The organism is Thermocrispum sp. (genome assembly GCF_002919275.1).
GTDB classification, from domain to species: domain Bacteria; phylum Actinomycetota; class Actinomycetes; order Mycobacteriales; family Pseudonocardiaceae; genus Thermocrispum; species Thermocrispum agreste.
The window spans coordinates 1-18497 of record NZ_PKFA01000016.1 but is presented as its reverse complement, the minus strand read 5'-3'; the positions used below and the strand labels follow the sequence as shown (position 1 = coordinate 18497).

General features: G+C 69.0%; 15 protein-coding genes and 1 pseudogene. 9 read left to right on the top strand and 7 right to left on the bottom strand.

Features of this window, described 5'->3' with window-relative positions; genetic code table 11:
- The first annotated feature begins 397 nt into the window (after positions 1–397).
- Positions 398–1333 (top strand): hypothetical protein, encoded by a 936-nt coding sequence (locus CXP56_RS03520; protein WP_286899804.1) that lies wholly within the window; start codon positions 398–400, stop codon positions 1331–1333.
- On the opposite strand, the gene CXP56_RS03515 is transcribed toward CXP56_RS03520, so the two are convergent.
- From CXP56_RS03515 to CXP56_RS03485, 7 genes are all read right to left on the bottom strand, one after another.
- Positions 1322–2428, bottom strand: coding sequence for an acyltransferase family protein (locus CXP56_RS03515; protein WP_286899803.1), 1107 nt, complete (start codon positions 2426–2428; stop codon positions 1322–1324). The genes CXP56_RS03520 and CXP56_RS03515 overlap by 12 nt on opposite strands.
- Positions 2425–3630 (bottom strand): hypothetical protein, encoded by a 1206-nt coding sequence (locus tag CXP56_RS03510; RefSeq protein ID WP_286899801.1) that lies wholly within the window; start codon positions 3628–3630, stop codon positions 2425–2427. The genes CXP56_RS03515 and CXP56_RS03510 overlap by 4 nt, the downstream gene beginning before the upstream one ends.
- Positions 3623–4249 (bottom strand): hypothetical protein, encoded by a 627-nt coding sequence (locus CXP56_RS03505; RefSeq protein ID WP_286899800.1) that lies wholly within the window; start codon positions 4247–4249, stop codon positions 3623–3625. Before CXP56_RS03505 ends, CXP56_RS03510 begins: the two co-directional genes overlap by 8 nt.
- A gap of 28 nt (positions 4250–4277) precedes the next feature.
- Complete coding sequence (locus tag CXP56_RS03500) at positions 4278–8060, bottom strand: FkbM family methyltransferase (protein ID WP_286899798.1); 3783 nt, start codon at positions 8058–8060, stop codon at positions 4278–4280.
- The gene (locus tag CXP56_RS03495; RefSeq protein WP_028848270.1) at positions 8050–9309 is read right to left on the bottom strand and encodes a hypothetical protein; all 1260 of its coding nucleotides are present in this window, start codon (positions 9307–9309) and stop codon (positions 8050–8052) included. The genes CXP56_RS03500 and CXP56_RS03495 overlap by 11 nt, the downstream gene beginning before the upstream one ends.
- A 180-nt stretch (positions 9310–9489) precedes the next feature.
- The gene (locus CXP56_RS03490; protein WP_051310303.1) at positions 9490–10566 is read right to left on the bottom strand and encodes a methyltransferase domain-containing protein; all 1077 of its coding nucleotides are present in this window, start codon (positions 10564–10566) and stop codon (positions 9490–9492) included.
- 3 nt (positions 10567–10569) lie between these two features.
- Positions 10570–11811, bottom strand: a complete 1242-nt coding sequence (locus tag CXP56_RS03485) for a hypothetical protein (RefSeq protein ID WP_286899797.1) — start codon at positions 11809–11811, stop codon at positions 10570–10572.
- 113 nt (positions 11812–11924) lie between these two features.
- Between CXP56_RS03485 and msrA the strand changes: the two genes are divergently transcribed.
- The 8 genes and pseudogenes from msrA to CXP56_RS03445 form a co-directional block, all read left to right on the top strand.
- On the top strand, positions 11925–12587 hold the full coding sequence (gene msrA / locus CXP56_RS03480) for a peptide-methionine (S)-S-oxide reductase MsrA (RefSeq protein ID WP_028848272.1): 663 nt from the start codon (positions 11925–11927) through the stop codon (positions 12585–12587).
- A 105-nt stretch (positions 12588–12692) separates the two neighbouring features.
- On the top strand, positions 12693–13004 hold the full coding sequence (locus CXP56_RS03475; protein WP_156899283.1) for a hypothetical protein: 312 nt from the start codon (positions 12693–12695) through the stop codon (positions 13002–13004).
- Between the two features lie 3 nt (positions 13005–13007).
- Positions 13008–14648, top strand: coding sequence for an alpha/beta hydrolase (locus CXP56_RS03470; protein WP_286899796.1), 1641 nt, complete (start codon positions 13008–13010; stop codon positions 14646–14648).
- Between the two features lie 25 nt (positions 14649–14673).
- Positions 14674–15201 (top strand): LppA family lipoprotein, encoded by a 528-nt coding sequence (locus CXP56_RS03465; RefSeq protein ID WP_286899794.1) that lies wholly within the window; start codon positions 14674–14676, stop codon positions 15199–15201.
- Positions 15202–15561: 360 nt separating this feature from the next.
- Positions 15562–16338, top strand: coding sequence for an ESX secretion-associated protein EspG (locus CXP56_RS03460; RefSeq protein WP_051310304.1), 777 nt, complete (start codon positions 15562–15564; stop codon positions 16336–16338).
- 243 nt (positions 16339–16581) lie between these two features.
- The gene (locus tag CXP56_RS03455; protein ID WP_286899792.1) at positions 16582–17007 is read left to right on the top strand and encodes a hypothetical protein; all 426 of its coding nucleotides are present in this window, start codon (positions 16582–16584) and stop codon (positions 17005–17007) included.
- A 2-nt stretch (positions 17008–17009) separates the two neighbouring features.
- The gene (locus CXP56_RS03450) at positions 17010–17615 is read left to right on the top strand and encodes a DUF3558 domain-containing protein (RefSeq protein WP_286899789.1); all 606 of its coding nucleotides are present in this window, start codon (positions 17010–17012) and stop codon (positions 17613–17615) included.
- Positions 17616–17627: 12 nt separating this feature from the next.
- Positions 17628–18497 (top strand): annotated as a pseudogene (locus CXP56_RS03445) (hypothetical protein); the annotation flags it as partial.

Here is an 18497-nt window from a genome sequence, read left to right as displayed (position 1 = left end):
GGATCAGCCCCGCGTGCGCGGGGACGACACTTCCTGAGCTGCGACGATACACGACGGAACCCCAGTTTCTCGCACACTTGATTCCACCTCAGTCGGTTCGTGCCGCGACGCCGCGGCCGGGGGCGCAGATGCTCCTCGTAGCTCTGCGGCGCATCACACGTTCAGCCACGCCACTGGACGAGGGGCGCCGCAACTGACTATCCGCTCTGTCGGGGCCCCGGCAAGCACCGACAACGACCCCGGCTCCACGATCCGGAGTTCCGGTTTGATCCTGATTAAGTGGTCGGCCAACGAGAAGTTACACGGCGTGGGCGTCTTCCGCCCGTTCCGGCGACTATGCGGGGGAATCCGGCGAATTCCCGGCAGCTGATCATCGTTCGCCTCTAGGCTGACAGACGTGATCACCAAGCCAGCCACGGCCGAGGTGCAGCGGCCGAGTCTCGGCCGCCGGGTGATCTGTTATGCGGCGATCGTCAGCGCGCTGCCGTACCTGGTGCTGAAGACGCTCTGGGTCGCGGGGGTGCCGGTCGGGGTCACCGACCCCGAGCTCGCCGACGATCCGTCGCTGCTGGCGTTGAACACGCTCACGCTGGCCATGGACGCCGTCGCCATCGTCCTGGCGGTCGTGTTCACCTACCCGTTCGGGCAGCGGTTGCCCGCGTGGCTGGTGCTCCTGCCGATCTTCGTCGGCTGCGGCCTGCTCGGGCCGATCGTGGTCGGAGTTCCGGTGGCCGTGGTGGCGACCGCCGTGGTGCGGGCACCGTCGCCGCAGGACGAGATCGCAATGCCGGTCGCCGAGTGGGTCGTCCCGCTGGTCTACACCGGCTTCGTCGTCCTCGGTGTGCTGCTCACCGCCGCGTTCGTGCTGTATGCGCGGCAGCGTTGGCCGGAGGTGTTCGAGCAGCGGACACCTCGGCTGACCGCGGCCGACCGGGGGTTTGCGGTAGCCGGGACGGTCCTGGCGCTCACCGCGGCCGTACTCCTGCTGATCGACGTCTTCCAGCCCAGCGAGGTCGCCCCGGCGGCCGCCGCAATGGCCATACTGCGGACTTTGCTGGCGCTGGCCGCGGTGGCGGGGGTCTGGTCGTTCTCTCCGGCTGGTGGTCGCAAGTTCGCCGCGCCCATGCTCGCCGCCTGGTTCGGGTCGTCCGCGCTGTTGGCCTGGGGTGGCTGGACCGTGGTGAACCTCGTCGGGGACACCGCGCTGGTGGCCGAGGACAGCCGGTGGTGGGAGCTGCCGGGCGGCCTGGCGCAACTGCTGAGTGGCGGACTGCTGGCGGTCGTCCTGGTTCGGGCGCTGCGCACCGTCACCAGGGGATCGTCAGCGGCCTGACGCGGCTGGCGTGCGCTGCGCAGCGTCCGCCCGCTTTTCCCTGGCCCGCACCCACCGGTTCAGCGGTGCTTCGAAGAACCGGTGCGCCACTTCGGTCACCGCCGCGAGCAGCAGCAACGCGAGCACCAGGGCGAGATCGGTGCCCAGTTCGGGGGAAAGCCAGTCGAGCATCGGATACAGGCACAGCGGGTGCAGCAGGTAGATCGCGTAGGTGCGGGCGGACCATGCCTTGGTCAGCTTCGCCCTGCTCACCCGGTCCGATGCGGCCATGGCCAGCACCACCACGCAGAAGACCAGCGCCAGCGTGCGGGGGTGTTCGGTGCCGGTGTGGAAGTGGCCCCCAATGCGATCGGCCCAGACGAACAGCAGGAAGTGCACGGCGCCGATGCTCACGCCCGCGCTCATCGGCACCTTGCCCGCGCGCACCAGGGAGATCAACATGCCGATGATCAGCACCGGGAAGTACGCGGCGATGATCCCGAACCGGCGGGTGGCGATGTCCGCGCCGTTGCTGGTCAGGCCGAGCACGATGATCACCAGCGCGGCGGCGAGCGCGGGCGGGATCCACGCGTGGCGGCGCAGCAGCGGGATGGTGATCGCCACATACGCGTAGAAGAACACCTGCACCAGCAGCGTCCAGGCCGGGCCGATGATGATCACTTCCGGCGTGGTGAAGAAGCCGACCATGGTCGAGCCGGTCAGCAGGTCCAGCACGTCCATCGACGTCTGCTTGCTCTCCGAGCGGTAGACGCCGATGTTGATCAGGATCCAGCCGGCCAGCGACACCACCAGCAGCAGCGGGAAGATCCGCACCAGGCGACGGCGAAGGAACTGCGGCGCCGTCTCGCGGTCCGCCACGTGGGTGACCACCAGTCCGCTGACCACGAGGAACGTGGCCACCCCGAGAAACGACAGGTTCGGGTTCAGATGCAGTGGGGCGATCACGTCCTGGTCGACCCACGCCGAAGCCCACCACTCGTGTCCGCGGGTGGAGTACCAGCCTGCAATGTGCGTGTAGACGACCAGCAGCGAAGCGAGCACACGCAACAGGTCGAGCCCGTAGTACCGGGCCCTGGTGCCCACGGGTGCGGTCATCGGGCGATCACCACGCTCAGCCGGTGCACCGCCTCTGCCAGGGCCAGGGTGACGGCGATCGCGATCAGGACGGCGAAGCCGAACGGCAGCTTGGCGTAGTACAGCCCGCCGACCAGCGGATAGCCGAGCGCGCAGGCCAACAGAACCGCTGGATACGCCCGTGAGCCCAGCCAGCGGACCACCCGGTTGCTGTCGGCTTTGCCTCCGTGTGCGGGGGCCCGCGCGGCCAGCAGAACCACGAGCGCGACGAACAGCAGCGTGACTGGCAGCCACTGTTCGGCCAGCAGCTGGTACCCGTGCTCGGCGGCGACGAACACCGCGAGGCATCCGACGCCGATCGGCCCGGCGGGCCAGCCCGAGCCCGGATGCCTGCGGACGACCCACGCCAGCTGCCCGACCAACGCGAACATGCACCAGGTCGTCAGCTCACCCAGCTTGTGATACCAGCCGCCGGCTCCCGCGGCGGTCAGCACCACGGCCGAGATCACTACGAGCTGCACGGCGAGCCCGGTGAGCGCGAGCCACCGGCTACGGGTGAGCAGCGGCGCGGTGAGCGCGATCAACACCGCGGTGAGGAAGGCCGCCGCCACAGCCCAGCCAAGCCCGATGAGGCTGTCGTGCCCGGCCAGTCGCTCCGCCAGCAGCAGGTTCAGCGGCAGCGTCCCCGGTTCCGGATCGGGCCGCCGAGGTTCGGTGAACGGTTCCGCGTTGCCGAGCAGCAGCAGGTAGCTGAGCGTGCAAGCCAGCACGTACGGCAGGTAGCCGCGGGCGACCACCTGCCAGAGCAGCCTGCCGCGGCCCAGCCCGGGCCGGGTGAGCCGGTCGCAGGCCCAGAAGCCCCCGGCGGCCAGCAGCAGCCCGATGCCGAACAGGCCGAAGTCGGCGCCGACGCCCAGCGGGAACGACAACCACTCCCGGGTCGCCAGCACCACGTCCGGAGTGAAACCGTGCCGCACCGGCCACAACGCCACCAAGTAGCTGTAGAGCACAAGCACGACACCGGCCGCCGCCATGACGTACATGCCCGCCGGCCGTGGTGGCTGCGACGGCCGTGCCGTGGTCGCCGTTTGCACCGCCGGGATCGGCTGCGTCTGCCAGTTCGTCGGGTCGGCCCTGGGATCGAAGCCGGCCTGCGGCACAGGCGCGACCCGCGAGAACCCCGTCCGCTCGGGTTCCCGCCACAGCCGCGTGGTGTCAGTCATCCGGCTCGACCGCCCGCACCTGTGCCTCGAGGACCTGGAAGAACTTCGCCTCGGCCGACGCACGCCGAGGCCCCCGGAATTCCACCCGCACCAGGATGTCGTCGTGCTGGTAGTGCGCTCGGCCGCCCGGCTCGGCCGGGTTCTTCCCGCCGATGACCCCGGCGTGCACGCCCTTCGGCACGCGCCTGGTCACCCGTTCGAAGCCGTAGTCGTCCTGCAGCTTCGCCAGCTCGTCCAGCGCCGTGCGGGCATCCTGCCTGCTGGGCATCTGCACCAGCAGCACGATGGCTTTGCCCACGTCGTACCTGCTCACCGCCAAACGCACCCGGCCACCGCCGTTGGTGTACAACGCCAGCAGCTCGTCCCTGGTGAGCATGCGCTGACCCGCCACCGCGGCGAGCGAGTCCACCTGCGCATAGTTCTCCTTCGCCCCACCGATCTCGGCGACGGCCAGCGGGTCCACCGGTGACCGGCCCGATTCGCCGATCGGGGGAGTGCCCCTGGCGTGCTTGAGCGGCACGTACTGCCCCCACGCGATCCATCCGCAGACGCCCAGGGCGATGATCGCTACCGCGGCGACGACGGTCGTGACGATCCGACCTGCGTTCGTCGACCTCATCGCCTACCCCCAAGGCGCCTCCGGTGGGTCAGCGCGGATGCAGCCACAACGTGAGGAATCCCGTTTCCTCGGCGCGCGCCAACCGTACGAGTTCAGCGTCGTCGACGGAACCCTCTTCCGGCCCGTCTGTGCCCACAATCACCGGGACATATCCCAGCTCCCGGTACCCCGTCAACGCCGCGCGCGGATCGTCGCCCAGTTCTTCGATGGCGTCCGGGCAGAATTCGCACACCACCTCGGGCTTGTCGCGGCGCAGCACCTCGGCCAAGCCGGCCAGCGCACGGTGGTCACGCCCCTGCAGATCCACCTTGACCACGGTGACCGAGGCGTCCCGTATCTCGGGGACCTGATCCAGCCGCACGGCCGGCACGCCCACCTCGGAGTCGGCGGAGCGAACGGCCCGAACCCGGTGATCGCCGCTGTTGCCGGAGTCCGGGCTGATCAGCTCGACCACGCCGTCCGCGTCCCAAGCCGCGACCTGAATGGCGTGCACGCGGTCCCGGATCGAGGTGGGCAGATTCGCCGCCACGTTGCGCTCGAGGCAGGCGAAGTTCGTCGGGTGAACTTCGACCGCGACGGCCTTCTCGACCTGCGGGCATGACCGCAGCAGCCGCAGCGTGTGATAGCCGACGTGCGCTCCGACGTCGACGAATGCGCCGGGACGCTCGCTCATCAGCTTCCGCAGCAGCGCGGCTTCCGCTTCCTCCCACGAACGGTGATAGGCGATCCACTCCCGGACCACGGTGTCCTGCGGCAGCAGCAGGGCACCCGCGTCGCACAGCACCACGTCCATGCCGTCGGGCACCGGGGCGTGCAGCATCCGGGCGGCTTCGTGCACCGCATCGATCTCGCGTCGCAACGTCTGCAGCGTGTGCTCGACGGTGTCGGCACGTTCGTCCCGAGAGGCGAACATCGCGTGCGTCCAGCGTTCGCTCTGCTGGACCCGGTCGTTGAGCTTGTCCAGGTCGGACGTGGACGCCACATGCTCCTGGGCAGCACGCAGCTGCTCGAGCTGGTCCCGCACGCTGGTCACCTCGCGCATGGCGTGCCCGGCCCGCTTCACCGCCGGGCCTGCCGCCCGGTCGACCTCGGCCTGGATCCGCTCGGACAGCATGGTCTCCTGCGCGGCCAGCCGCGCTTCCAGGCTTTCGATGCGCGACAGCAGCAACGCCGCGGACTGCTCGACACTGTCGGCGATCGCCGAGTGGATTCCGCGCTGGTGCACGTCGTAGTGGTCGAGGACGCGCAGCACGGCCTTGCGCATGGCCGGGGCGCCGGGAAGCCGGGACGCGGTGTGCGGGTCCGGCGGCTGCTCGACCTTGCCGCGAGCCGCGCGCAACGGGTCGAGCGGATCCACCACCGCGGGTTGCGCCGCAGCGGCGGCGCGCCGGGCCTGCCACTTCTGATACGCCTGGCGCAGCTGGGTGGCCATCCACTCGGAGGCGGCCTTCATCGTGCGGGTGCGCAGCACGTGCTCGCGGGCTGCCCGGCCGCGGCGCGCGGCCTCCTCGGGGTCGTCGGCCACTTCCCGCATCGCCGCGGCCGCCGCGTCGAGGTCGGGATCCGCCCACACCGCGTCGGCGTGGTACGGGAAGTTGCCCTTCCCGACCGGGATCAGCCGGTACGGGATCGGCCACCCGGTGCGTTCGTCGAAGAACTCCGTAGTGGACGAGTAGTCGGTGCTGATCACCGGCAGGCCCCGGGCCATCGCCTCGGCCACCGTCAGCCCGAACCCTTCCGAGCGGTGCAGTGACACGTAGCAGTCCGCGCTGCGGTACAGCTCGTCCAGTTCCTCGACGCTCAAATACCGTTCGACGAGCTCGATCCGGTCGTCGCCCGCGGCGAGCACCCGGAGCCGTTCCGCGTTGTGCGGGTTCTTGTCCCCGTTGATCGCCTTGATGGTCAGCCGCACGTCGTCACGTTCGGGGAAGGCACGCTGGAAGGCCTTGACCAGGCCCCACGGGTTCTTCCGCTCCCCGACCGAGTTGAAGTCGAACGCGAACAGGAACCGCACCGGGTCTCCGGGCTTGCGCTTCCGGTCGACCGGTGCGCCCGGGTCCCGCACCGGAACCGGGATGGTCTTCACCGGGACGGTGGCGGCCGCCGCGATGGCCTCCCGGCAGAACTCGCTGATCGTCCACACCTCGTCGACCATGTCGAAGGCGTCGTGCTGCCAGGAGGGGAAGTCCTCCAGCTCCCACGCCCACAGGCCGATGACGTAGCGCTCGTGGGCCAGCTCCGGGTAGTTGGCCAGGATCACCGGCGTCTGGTCGGCGTTCACCGCCAGCACGGTCACCGGGAAACGCGGTCGGCCGACGGTCCCCTTGTGACGCACGCCGGTGCGGTTGGACAGCGACCGCTCCTCGACCACCGAGATCACGTCGATGCCCGCCCGGGTGATGGCCTCGTGCACGATGCGGCCCATCTCGCCCAGGCCCAGTTCGGCGGTCAGGTAACCGGCCAGGTTCACCCCGAACTCGTCCACCGGGCGGGCCATCGGCGGCGGGTCCTCCGGCACCGCCCACTCCGGAAGCAAGCCCTCCTTCACCCCGGACCCCGCGCACCAGTGCCGGAACGCCTCCGCGTCGGGCCCGGTGGGCTTGGGGAAGGCCAGCTGCAGGTCGACCCTGCTGTGCCAGGCGGCCATGGCCAGCCGGTGCAACCCGGCAGCCGCCTGGGCCTGGTCCTCCGGCGAGGTGAGCCATTCGCGCAGCGCAGTCCCGCCGTCCGGACCGAACGCGTGCGGTGGGATTTCCGGGCGGAGACGCGGCGAGGGCAGATTGACGTCCGGGCCTTCGGCGAGAACCCAGCCTGCCCGGAACACCCGCCGGATGGCGCGGGTCAGCGGCGTGCCGTCCGGGAAGGTGGCGTAGCCGTAAGGGATGGCTTCCAGCGTCTCGGCGTAGCCCGCTTCGCGCAGGGCGGCGCCGTAGGAGTCGCACAGCTCGCGCAGCACCGGATGGTCGGACAGGAGCACGCGCGGCCTGCGGGCGCAGTGCAACGTCAGCAGCCACGGACGCTCCGGCCGGTAGCCGCTGAAGTGGAAGAACCGGAGTGGCGACCCGCCCGCGGTCACGGTACCGTCGGCGGCCTTGGCCAGCGGCCGCTCGTGCAGGTTCCAGTAGGCGACGTTGAAGCCCGGATCGCGCAGCACGGTGTGCTCGAACAACGCGGGTACCTGGTCCACCCACCGCTGATCGGTGAACAGCTGCTGCTCCGGGGCCACGATGGCGTCGTGCCGCAGCCGCTCGGCCCAGAAGTCCAGGAACTCCTCCGAGCCGGGCCCGGTGGCCACGAAGCCCAGGTTGAACACCCCGGTACCCATGATCACCGATTCGTCCGGCTCCAGCCCGTCGCGCGGCAGCGGCTCGGTGAAGTGCGGCGTGAGCACCAGCTGATGCCGCATGGCCAGCTCGGCCACTTCGGGCATCGGCCGGAACACGGTGATGTCCGGATCCAGGTAGATCACCACGTCCCGGCCCGCGCGACGCAGCTCCCGCAGCACGTACGGCTTGACCGCGGTGGCCAGTTCGGTGACGTCGTAGGCGGTGGCCATCCGCAGGTAGTCCTGCTTGTCGATGCCGAACTCCGCAGGGCCGATCACGCGTGCCTCGGTGACCTCGGACAGGTCCGGGCCCGCGGCCACGGCGGGGGTGTCGGCGTCGATGACCGCGATGACGAACTCGTGGTCCGGGTGGTGCTCGCGGTAGGAGCGGGCCAGCACCCGAGCCGCGGGCAGGTAGTTGCGTGCCACGACCGTGCAGGCGGTCACCCGCGCGGCGGCTGGGCTGATCGCTTGCTCAGCTGCCATCGGCGGGCAGCTCCTCCAGCTGCGCGTTCAGCACCGTCAGGAACTCGGTGCGTGCCTCGCTGAGGGCCTTCTCGCTGCGCAGCTCGATCCGGACGATCACGTTGCCGCTCAGGTAGTGCCCGCGGATCTCCGACCCCCGGTCGGTGGTGATCTCGGTGACCTCCACGTTCGCCGGGGCGTTCTTCATCGGCTTGGCGTTGTTGTCGATCTGGATCTTGCGCAGCTCCTTGACCGCGGCCTCGCCCTGCTGCGCCGAGTCCGTCGCGGCCAGCACGATGGTCACGTCACCGGCTTCGCCGAGGTGCTGGACGTGGAACTTGGTGTCGCCGGCGCCCGCCTTGCGGTAGGCGGCCAGCTCCTTCTTGTTGAAGTAGTTCCGCTCCGGCATGTCCTCGAACGTGCTGACCTCCGGGTGCTTCTCGGCGCGACCCGGCAGTTCGGCGATCGGCAGCGGGTCCGGCTCCTCGGTGGGTGAGGTCGGCGGCGGGCTGACCTCACCGCTCGGCCCGGGCTGCTGTTGTTGCTGGGTGGTCTGCTTGTCGTCGGCGGCGGGCTGGGTGGAGTCCTTGCCCCACAGCAGCCAGGCGCCGATGCCGATGCCTGCCAGCACCACGACGGCCACCACCGCGCCGATGATCTTGCCGACGCGGCCCTTCTCGTCGGAGTCGTCGTCGAACTCCGGGCCCTGCGCCACCCAGTCGGGCTCGGTCGGCGGTGCGATGGGCGGGAACTCCTCGCCGCCCCACACCGGCGGTTCCGCTTGCTGCTGCTGCTGACCCCAGGCCGCCTGCTGCGGCGGGTATCCCGGCTGCTGCGGGAAACCGCCGGGCGGGGACGGCGGCTGCTGCGGGAAGCCCCCGGACTGCGGTTGCGGGGTCCCGTACGGCGGCGACGGCGGATACGGCGCGCCCGGTGGCTGCGCGTTCCACGACACGGCTTGCGTGGCGTCCGGCGAGTACTTCGGCGTCGGGTCCGCAGGCGGCGGCTGCACGACCTGCGTTGCGTCCGAGGCGTCCGGTTGGCCCGGTGGCGACACCAGCTGCGTGGAGTCGGCATCGCCGGGCTGCTGGGGCTGCTGCGCAGGGCCGACGATCTGCGTGGCCTCGGCGTTGGCGCCGCCCGCGTCGTCCCCCTGTGGCGCGACGGCCGAAGACAGCACCTGATCACGACGGACCCGATACTCGTCGGCCGTGATCTTGCCGGCCGAGAAGTCCTCGTCGAGCTTGCGCAGCTCCTCCTGCCAGGACACCCCTGGCACCCCCTTTCGGGCCTTTCAGTCGTACGTCAGTCGTACCGCCAGTCGTACGTCAACCGCACCGCACCCCGTACCGCATCGTCGTGTGGCGCTGTCGTGCGGCGCTGACACGCGAGACTGGCACATTCTCTCCGGACCGGGAAACGACGGCGCAGGGACCTACCAAGTCGTGACCTAACCGCCGATGCGGATCACGTAGGTGTAGCTGTCCCAGAAGCCGTCGGAGTAATGGTCCTCGACGCGCGAGATGACCTGATTGCCGCAGTGGTGCACGATGTCGCGCACCAGGTGGTCTGGCACGGCGTGCATTTCCACGCCTCGGGTGACGTCGTCGGGACGTTCCTCCGGGACCGGTACCGGCTCTCCCACGACGTCGACGCCGACGCGGTGCGTCGGGTTGCCCGCCTCCGACCACCAGGTGACGAGTTCCTGAACCATGTCGAATTCGAGCTGGTACGTGCCGGGGTCGGTGGGTGCGGTCACGGTCAGCGGCAGCTCGACCGTCCCGCCCGGCGGCACGTCCGACGGCAGGTCGGCGCGCCCGTCGTCCCGGACGACCATCTCGTCGCCGCGTCGCCAGTGATTGCCCAGGCGCAGCCGGACACCCGACGGCCACACCGCGGAGCTGTCGTTGTGCAGCCGCACCGTCAGGCGTGCGGACTCGCCCGGGCGCAGGCATGCGGGCACGGCGAACGGTTCGAAGCGGGCGCGCAGGGCCTCGGCGGGCAGCGGGTCGGGCAGCCGCGGCTCGGTGACGACCTGCACCACGAGGACACCGCCAGGGGCGACGACCCGGTTCAGCTCCACCAGGTAGCGCAGCTGGGCCAGCGGCGGGGCGTGCTGGATGACCACCAGGCTGACCGCACAGTCGAACTCGCCGTCGGCGAACGGCAGCAGCGTCCCGTCGTAGGCATGGAACTCGACGCGGTCCGGGTGCCGGTTGTACTGCCGCGCGCGCTCGACCATCGACGAGGCGACGTCGACGCCGACCACCGACGTGACGTCGGGCTGCTCGGCGATGGCGTTGGTCAGCCTGCCCACCCCGCACCCGAAATCCAGCACCCGTCCGTGCAGGCGCAACGAGTGCTCGGCCAGGTGTTTGACCACCAGCTCGATGTCGGCCACGCCGGTGGCCATGAACTCGTCGAGATCCCAGTTGGCGCTCTTCTCCGCCGGGTAGGGCATGATCGCCCACAGCGGGTCGTCCTTGCCAAGGCGTTCCCAGGTCGAGCGGTTGCGTTCGACTCCCACCGATCACCCCTTGTTGGGCGGTAGCGTCCTGGTGATCTCGTCGAGCAGGACGGTCACTTCTTCCTCGAGCAGCTTGTCGTCGCCACCCGGGGTGGCCGCGACGCCGAGCCGGATGGTCTTGTTCCCGGACGTGTAGATGACCCGGTACACGCTGCTCTCGTCGGAAGTCTTCCGGTAGGTCGCCAGGCCCGTGTAGCCGGGTAGGCCGTTCACCTTGGGCACCCGGCTGGCGCTCAGCTGACGCATCGCGGCGGCGGTCGATTCCGCCTTCTCCCGGGACGAGTTCTCCGCGACCAGCACGACGTAGGAGAGGTCGGTGTCCCCGGCCCGTCGGCTGGAGCCCTTCCACGTCACGCTCTGCACGCCGTGGGTCTGCAGCAGCTGGGCTTCGTCGGCGCCGAAGAGATTGCGGTCGGCAGCCTGCTTCGGGGTGTAGGTGCCACTGTTGCGGTTGAGCACGCCCGGCAGTTGCGGCAGCTGGTCGACCAGCCCGGACGGGGTGCTGCCGCTGTCCGCCGACCCGGCCTGCGGGGTCGACGACGGTGCGATGGTGGGGGTTTGCGACGGCGTCGAGGCCGCCGGCGGGGGCGCCGCGCTGGTCTGGCCTGCGGTGCGGTCGGTGGAGTTCACCCACCACAGGGCGGCGCCGATCAGGATGGCGACCACCGCACCGAGACCGACCAGCATGGAAATCTTGGCAGGCTTTCCGGAGTCGTCCGCCTGGGCGAGCCGGGTGTCGGGCTTCTTGGTGGACTCACCGGCGGATCGCTTGCCGTCCGGCCCGCCGAGGCCAGTGGGCGAGACGGCGTGCGGTTCCGTCTGCTGGGCAGGCGGCGGCGCCGGCTGGGTGACGGCATCGGACGCGGGCTGTTGGTACGGCGCGGTGGGCGCGGAGCTCTGGGCGTGCCCTGGGGCCTGAACGTGTGGTGGGAAGGGGATGGCCTCGGTGGGCTGGAAGTCGGCCGGGCTCGGCGCGGTGGTCGGCCGGTTGGTCGCCAGCAGCTCGTGCGCTGGCACCGGGGGCCTGCCCGGCCGGATGAGGTTCGGGTTGTCCGGCGTCTGCTGCGCTGCCGGCGCGGCCGAGTTGCCTGCCGTGGACGCCGGAGACGCGGTGGTGTACGGCATGCCGGGGGCGGCTGATGCCTGGGCCAGCAGCTCTTCCCGGCGCAGGACGTACTGATCCTTGGTCAGCCTGCCAGCCGCGAGGTCGGCGTCCAGCCGGCGTAGTTCCTCTTGCCAGCTCATGTCCAGTCCTCTCCCGCCGTGTGCGCAGCATAACGATGCCAGGATCAGGGTCCGAACGAACACGTATGAAATCGGCGAACGTGTTCATCGGCCGACGGTGGCATGCTGGGGGTATGTGGCTTTCCCGTGACAAGACCACGATGGTCTCCGCCGACGAGGCGCTGCCGGGGCGGAGTGAACCGTTGCCGGTCGAGCCGAACCACGCCGTGCTGGGCACCTCGATCAAGCCGCCGTTCCCGTCGGACACCAGGACGGCGGTGTTCGGCATGGGCTGCTTCTGGGGAGCCGAGCGGCTGTTCTGGCAGCTGGACGGGGTGCATGCGACCGCGGCCGGGTACTCCGGCGGGTACACGCCGAATCCGACGTACGAGGAGGTGTGCACCGGGCGCACCGGGCACGCCGAGGTCGTCCTCGTGGTCTTCCGTCCGCAGCAGATCAGCTACGAGCAGCTGCTGAAGGTGTTCTGGGAAAACCACGACCCGACGCAGGGCATGCGGCAGGGCAACGACGTCGGCACGCAGTACCGCTCGGCCGTCTACTGGGCCGACGAGCAGCAGCGCGCGGCCGCTGAGGCGTCGGCGAAGAGCTACCAGGCCGCGCTGGCCGAGTCGGGGCTGGGGCCGATCACCACGGAGTTCGCGCAGGCCGGGCCGTTCTACTACGCCGAGACCTACCACCAGCAGTACCTGCACAAGAACCCGATGGGGTATTGCGGTATCGGCGGGACCGGCGTGGCGTGCCAGATCGGGACCGGAATCGCGGCCTCCGAGGAGTAACGGCTCGCCACGGGCAGCCGTTGCCGATCGGCTTCACCGAAAGCACCCCCGTCGCGCGGCGGCGTGTGCCATCCTGTGCGGACCAGGGACGCAGGGGGTGCGGACATGCCGGACATCGGTGTCGAACCGCGGTCGCTGCGAGCCGCGGCGCGTGGTTCGGAGGACGTGGCGGCCGAGCTTCGGGTGGTCGATCCGCGGGTGGCGGACCCGATCGCGGAGGCCATGCCCTCCTCCGGCGCGGCGAAGTACGCGACGCGGGTGAGTGACTACTGGGAAGAACGGCTGAAGCGGAGCGTGTCGTCGCTGGATCAGCGTGCGCAGAACCTGATCGCGGCCGCTGATCGCTACGACGGCGGCGAGCAGAAGGGCGTGGCCGACTTCACCGGACTGGCCCCGGGCGCCGAGCGGGAGCAGTGACTCGTGGGCGACTGGGAGACCATCGCGGGGTGGAACCCTGCCGCGCTGCGGGCAGTGGGCGACGACCTGGCGGCTGAGCTGCGGCGGTTGAAAGGAACGGAAGCCGAGCTGCGGGCGGCGGCCACACCCCAGGAGTGGGAAGGGGAAGCGGCCGAGGCGGCACGGCGGTCGCTGGCCGAGATCGAGCGCGGCGTTCTGCATCGGGTGGAGGAATTCGCCATGCTGCAGGCCGCCGTCGACGACGCGGCCGAGCGTCTGCAGCGGTTGCACGACGCGATGCACGCGGCGGCCGAGTTCGCTCGAGCGCACGGGTACGAGATCGCCGACGGTGTGGTTCGTCCCCGTCCGGACGGTGAGCCGAGCCAGGACCCGGACGTGCGCGCTCACCTGGAAGCCAAGGTGGAGCAGATCGTCCGCACCGGACTGGACATCGACGCGGACCTGACGATGGTCATGCAGTCGGTGCTCGACGGCAAGGGCCACAGTGACTCGGAGACGATGACCAAGGCCGCCGAGGCTGGCGCCGAGTCGGGTCAGTCGACCGTGCCCGATCCGCCGGAGAACGGCACACCGGCGCAGAACAAGGCGTGGTGGGACACGCTGTCCGACTCCGAACGCGCGTGGCTGATCGCGCACCGGCCGGAGGTGATCGGCAACCTCAAGGGCATCCCGTACCAGGCGCGGCACGAGGCCAACGTCAACCGGTTGGCGATCGAGCGGGAACGGCTGCTTGAGCTGCGGGAGAACCTGCGCGACTGGAAGTTCGTGCTGGAACGGGCCCGCGAAGTGGGCATCGGACAGACGATCTCCGACCTGCGGCACATCGACGACAAGCTCAAGGCGCTCGACGTGCTCGAACGCCAGGCGGAGCACAACTCGATCATCTCGCTGGACACCTCGGGTGAGCGGGTTCGTGCCGCGGTGGCGATCGGCGATGTCGACAACGCGGACTACGTGGCCGTGCACACGCCGGGCATGAACTCCGCGGTCGAGGACAACATGAATCGGTACGTCGACGAGCTGCGCGAGGTCACCCAGTACGCGCAGGACATGCTCGTCGGGACGGACAAGACGGTGGCGACGGTGGTGTGGATGGACTACCTGCCGCCGAAGACCAGCGTCGACGAGATCGTGGAGGGCATCTTCGACGACCGCGCCGAGGACGGTGCGAAGCGTCTGGCCGCGGAGCTGGAAGGCCTCCAGGCGAGCCGGATGGACCACCCGCCGGACCGGGTCACCGCGATCGGCCATTCTTACGGCTCGCTGACCACCGCGTTGGCACTGCGGGAGACCGATGCGGTCGACGCGTTCGTGTCGCAAGGCTCGCCGGGGTGGAACGGCGACGACGGCCTGAAGGTGCCGCCTGGCGAGTTGTACAACATGCGCACGGACGGCGACCTGATCGCCGGCACCGGGTGGTACGGGGGCAACCCCGAGCACTACGACGGTGTGCGGCAGTTGGACACCGATGACGCGGTGACCGTCGACGGGGATCCGCTGGCCGGCTCGGAGGGCCACAGCGGATACACCGAGGCGGACCGGGTGAAGGCGACCAGCGAGTACAACACCGCGGCGGTGATCACCGGGCGGCACGACCTGCTGATCGAGAAGCAGCCGCCGCGAGAGCACGTGGACACCCGGTGATGCGGACGAGCGTGGCGAGAGCGAGATGAGTCCAGAAGAGCAGTTCGCCGAGCTGATGAGCCGGCCGGACACCGAGCAGGCCAGGCAGCTGTACGAGCGGATGCAGGCCAGGATCCGTGCCGCGTTGAGCGAGCGGCTGGGGCTCGGTGCATGGGAGACCGACCCGGCGACGGCGAGTGAGGCCCCGTGTGGGGACTTCCCGGACGTGCACCCGTTCAACGCGTCGACTTTCGGGATGCCGTTGTGGTTCACCATGGGGCCGCTCGAGCCGGAACAGTGGCAGGCGGCCAAGCAGGTGCTGCGTGACGTCGCCGGGGAGCACGGGTTCCGGCAGGCGGTGCTGGACGTGGACGGCCCGGTCAGCCGGGTGTTCCAGTTGTCCGACGGCAAAGGCGCGGCGGTACGGCTGATGGTGAATCCGCAGGACAGGGTGGTGCTGCGGGTGGACGCCGGGTGCCACCTCAAACCGGAGGTCAAGCGGCTCGGGCGGCCGTTGAACGAGGTGGAGAAGGAGCAGTATCGGCAGTCTCGGCACCGTGCGGGCGGTTCCTGAGCGCCTGGGCTCCGGCGCGGTCCAGCATCGCCAAATTGGCGACGTCGTCCACGGCTTCTGCCTTTTGCGTGCCTGGCTGCGGTGCGCACCAGACCCCGCGTCGACGTCGCCTACGGCGTTCAGTCCTTCGTGGCCAGCTCCCTGTCCGCTCGGGCATCGCTCGACCGGACGACAGGTCGTTGCCTCGACCGGCGGGGATCCCGTGCAAAAGGAGCTGCCCGTTGGGGTCCGTCCGTCACCCGTGAGATGCCTGACCGGTGAGTGATTTGGCGGTAATGCCGCTTCCGATGGTGCGGGCTGCGCTACGGTCAGGCAGGGAGAGAAGCATCCTGGGGGAGGACCGGGTTGGTTTCGGCGCGTTTGTCACTGCCAGCCGTCGATTTCCTGTTCGAAGACCTCGAGTTGGGGCGCCCGCCGCAGCCGTTCGACGTACCGTCGGTCGGCGAGACCATGGACGAACGCCAGCGTTTGCGGGAAGCCACCTACCGGGTGCTGGAACGCAGCGGTGTCGTCGACGCCGGGCGGGTGAACTCGCAGGTCGAGGACATGCTCGTGGTGCTGGCCCGGGCGCCTGTGGCGATCGCGCTGAGCGGGGATGTCGACGGCGCGCTTGTTCTGGCACGTGCGTGCACGGACGGCCAGGATGCCGTGGTCGCTCATCAGGAGGGCAATGCGATCGTCGTCCGTTCGGTGCGCCCGGCGGCGATCATCCCGGAGCTGTTGTCGATGCTGCCGGACATTCCGGCAGGCCAGGGCGCCGAAGAGCGCATGCCGATGGCCGGCTCGTCGGAGGAACCGCGTTACGGCCAGGACGACGACGAGTTCGATCCGATGGCCATGGCCCGAGTGCGCCCGAGCCGAGCCAGCGAGGGCAGCGGTGTGCTGCGGCTGTTCGCGCGGCCGCGGTTGGGGTTCGGTGCCATCAACGCCCAGGTGCGGAAGTCCAGGCGGGGCGTGTCGCGCTGGGCGCAGGTGTGCCGGCTGACCTGGTGGGATTTCGACCAGGAGAACGGTTCCGGCCCTGGGCGCTGGTACACCACCATCGACGGCGATCCGCCGTACCTGACTTTGCATCCCGGCGACAGCCGCCGCATCGCCTCGTACCTGCAGCGGACCCTGGCCGCGCATCTGGAGTGATTGGTGCGGAACGGGAGCTTCGTCTCGGCCGTCCAAGTCATCGAGCCGAAGGAGACGGCGGGTTCCACGCGTCCGGATCCCGAAACGCGGTCAGGAGTCGGCAATGGGCAACGAATCGCGAAGACTCGATCTTGTGAGGGTCGACGGTGCGGGCGGGGTGAAAGCTCGTCCGAAGTGTCCATTTCTGCTGGTTGGGGCTGGTAGACTGGCCGCCGCACACCGAGCGTGAGGGGGGTTGTACGCATGGCTTTCGTCCCCACCGGGCCGGCCGTTTCCGCTGGCAGCCTCGAGGCTCTGTTCGGCTCTGCCGCACAGAACTCCGCGGCCATCAAGGGGGCAGAGGCGTTCCGCAACGCCGCCAAGGCCGGGAAGTTCGCCGTCGATCCCGACCAGGCAAAGAAGGCGTTGAACTACCTTCGTGTCGCAGAGGTAGACGTGCGTGCGACGCTGCAGAGTGCCAGGGAGCTGGCTCATGAACCCAAGATTGGCTCCAGCGATTTTGCGCACGCGGCGAGACAGGCCTATCTGGAGGGTGGTAGGTCGGCTGTCGAAGCTTTGGCGTCGACATTGAAAGTTCTGGAACTCTATCGCGAGGGAATCGACGCCGCCATGAAGAACTATCGGCGATTGGACGATGACGCTGCCGGCAGATTCCGTGGGAGCGACTGACAGTGCGCGGGCTGACCAACTTGCGACAGTTCGTTATCGGCAGTGTGGTGCTCTTGTCGCTGGCGGCGTGCGGCGAAGAAGCTGGTCGCGCTGTCTCGGCAAAGAATGGAGATGTCGCGCCTCAGCCACCTTCGTCGGCTGAGGCTCCGCAGCAGCCGTCTCCGCCGGCGGCTGGCGAGCCGGAACAGAACGAGAGTCTGGAATCGATCGACCCTTGCGGGCTGCTCTCGGAAAGTCAACTCGCCGAGTTGGCTGACAATCTGGATTTCGTATCCACCAGCGGCAAGAACTGTCGTTGGTCAAATAGAGAAGCGATGGGCGCGGACGACGACTTTTTCATGATGACCGTCCGTCTTCGTCCTGGTCAGTCGGTCGATGAATTGGACATCATCACGACGGGATCCATCCAGACGGGCGAGGTCGATGGCCGGCCGGCGAAGATGATCGCCGCGGACGCGGCGGAAGGTGAATGCACGCTTGGTTTCGCTGCGGGCTCGGGGCGGGTGGACATCTACACCTCATCGACGGCCGGCACGGAACGAGCTTGCGCGCTGGCTGATCGAGCCGCGGAGATGATCGAGCCGAAGCTGCCTGAGCCGGTTTCGTAGCGGAGGGGGAGTGTGATGGTCAGTGACAGGCGGCGTGCTGAGCTGGAGCATCTGGCGTCGTTGCCGGAGGATCAGCAGGACGAGTGGCTGAAGGAGAACGTTCCGCCGCATGAGCGGGAGCAGTTCATTCGGGACCTGCAGACGCTTGCTGCTGAAGAGGGTGGCTTTTTCGACGAGCTTTTGAACAGGATCGTCGGGTCGATCACCGCGGACACACGGGCGGATCGACTGTCAGAGCAGGCGATCGCCGAAGCCAGCTCGGGTGATGTGGAGTACGTGCGGGTTCCCGGTGTGCCGAATACCAACTACCTCGGTGTTCCGCACGAGAATTTGAAGAGATGGTCTGTTGACGACAACGAGCCTGGAGACGTTGGTCAGATTTCGAACGCGTATTTCGAAGTCAGCAATGCCTACAAAGAGATGAACACCGCCGTCTCGCAGGCGGTCAAGATCCTGCGTGGTGCTTGGGAGGGGGATGCCGCGGACGCTGCTGCGTCGTATGGGAGTCAGTTGGCGCAGTATGCGGATGCGTCGTCGCAGAACGCTCGGCTTGCGTCCGAGGTGGTTGCTGCGCAGGCGGATGCGTCGGAGACGTTCCGGAATGCGATGCCGGATCCGGTTCCGTTCTCGTGGGATGAGGAGATGAGGCGGGCTCGTTCGGCGAATGATCCGTTCGATTCGGTGTCGATTCTGCTGGGGGCTTTCGACAAGCAGAAGCGGAGTCAGGAGGCGCACGAGCAGGCGGCGCGGGTGGCGGCGAATTTCGACAATTCTACGTACACGACGGTGTCGAAGGCGCCGGTGTTTGCCGAGCCGCCGAAGTTCGACGGCAGTGGGAGCGCGGAGAGCAGTTCGAGCACCGGTGGTGGGGACAAGAACAAG

What these genes read in the sequence shown, in the direction of transcription:
- CXP56_RS03510 (WP_286899801.1), bottom strand. Translation starts at nt 3,630, where the DNA reads ATGACTGACACCACGCGGCTGTGGCGGGAACCCGAGCGGACGGGGTTC.
- CXP56_RS03485 (WP_286899797.1), bottom strand. Translation starts at nt 11,811, where the DNA reads ATGAGCTGGCAAGAGGAACTACGCCGGCTGGACGCCGACCTCGCGGCT.
- msrA (WP_028848272.1), top strand. Translation starts at nt 11,925, where the DNA reads ATGTGGCTTTCCCGTGACAAGACCACGATGGTCTCCGCCGACGAGGCG.
- CXP56_RS03475 (WP_156899283.1), top strand. Translation starts at nt 12,693, where the DNA reads ATGCCGGACATCGGTGTCGAACCGCGGTCGCTGCGAGCCGCGGCGCGT.
- CXP56_RS03505 (WP_286899800.1), bottom strand. Translation starts at nt 4,249, where the DNA reads ATGAGGTCGACGAACGCAGGTCGGATCGTCACGACCGTCGTCGCCGCG.
- CXP56_RS03455 (WP_286899792.1), top strand. Translation starts at nt 16,582, where the DNA reads ATGGCTTTCGTCCCCACCGGGCCGGCCGTTTCCGCTGGCAGCCTCGAG.
- CXP56_RS03515 (WP_286899803.1), bottom strand. Translation starts at nt 2,428, where the DNA reads ATGACCGCACCCGTGGGCACCAGGGCCCGGTACTACGGGCTCGACCTG.
- CXP56_RS03465 (WP_286899794.1), top strand. Translation starts at nt 14,674, where the DNA reads ATGAGTCCAGAAGAGCAGTTCGCCGAGCTGATGAGCCGGCCGGACACC.
- CXP56_RS03500 (WP_286899798.1), bottom strand. Translation starts at nt 8,060, where the DNA reads ATGGCAGCTGAGCAAGCGATCAGCCCAGCCGCCGCGCGGGTGACCGCC.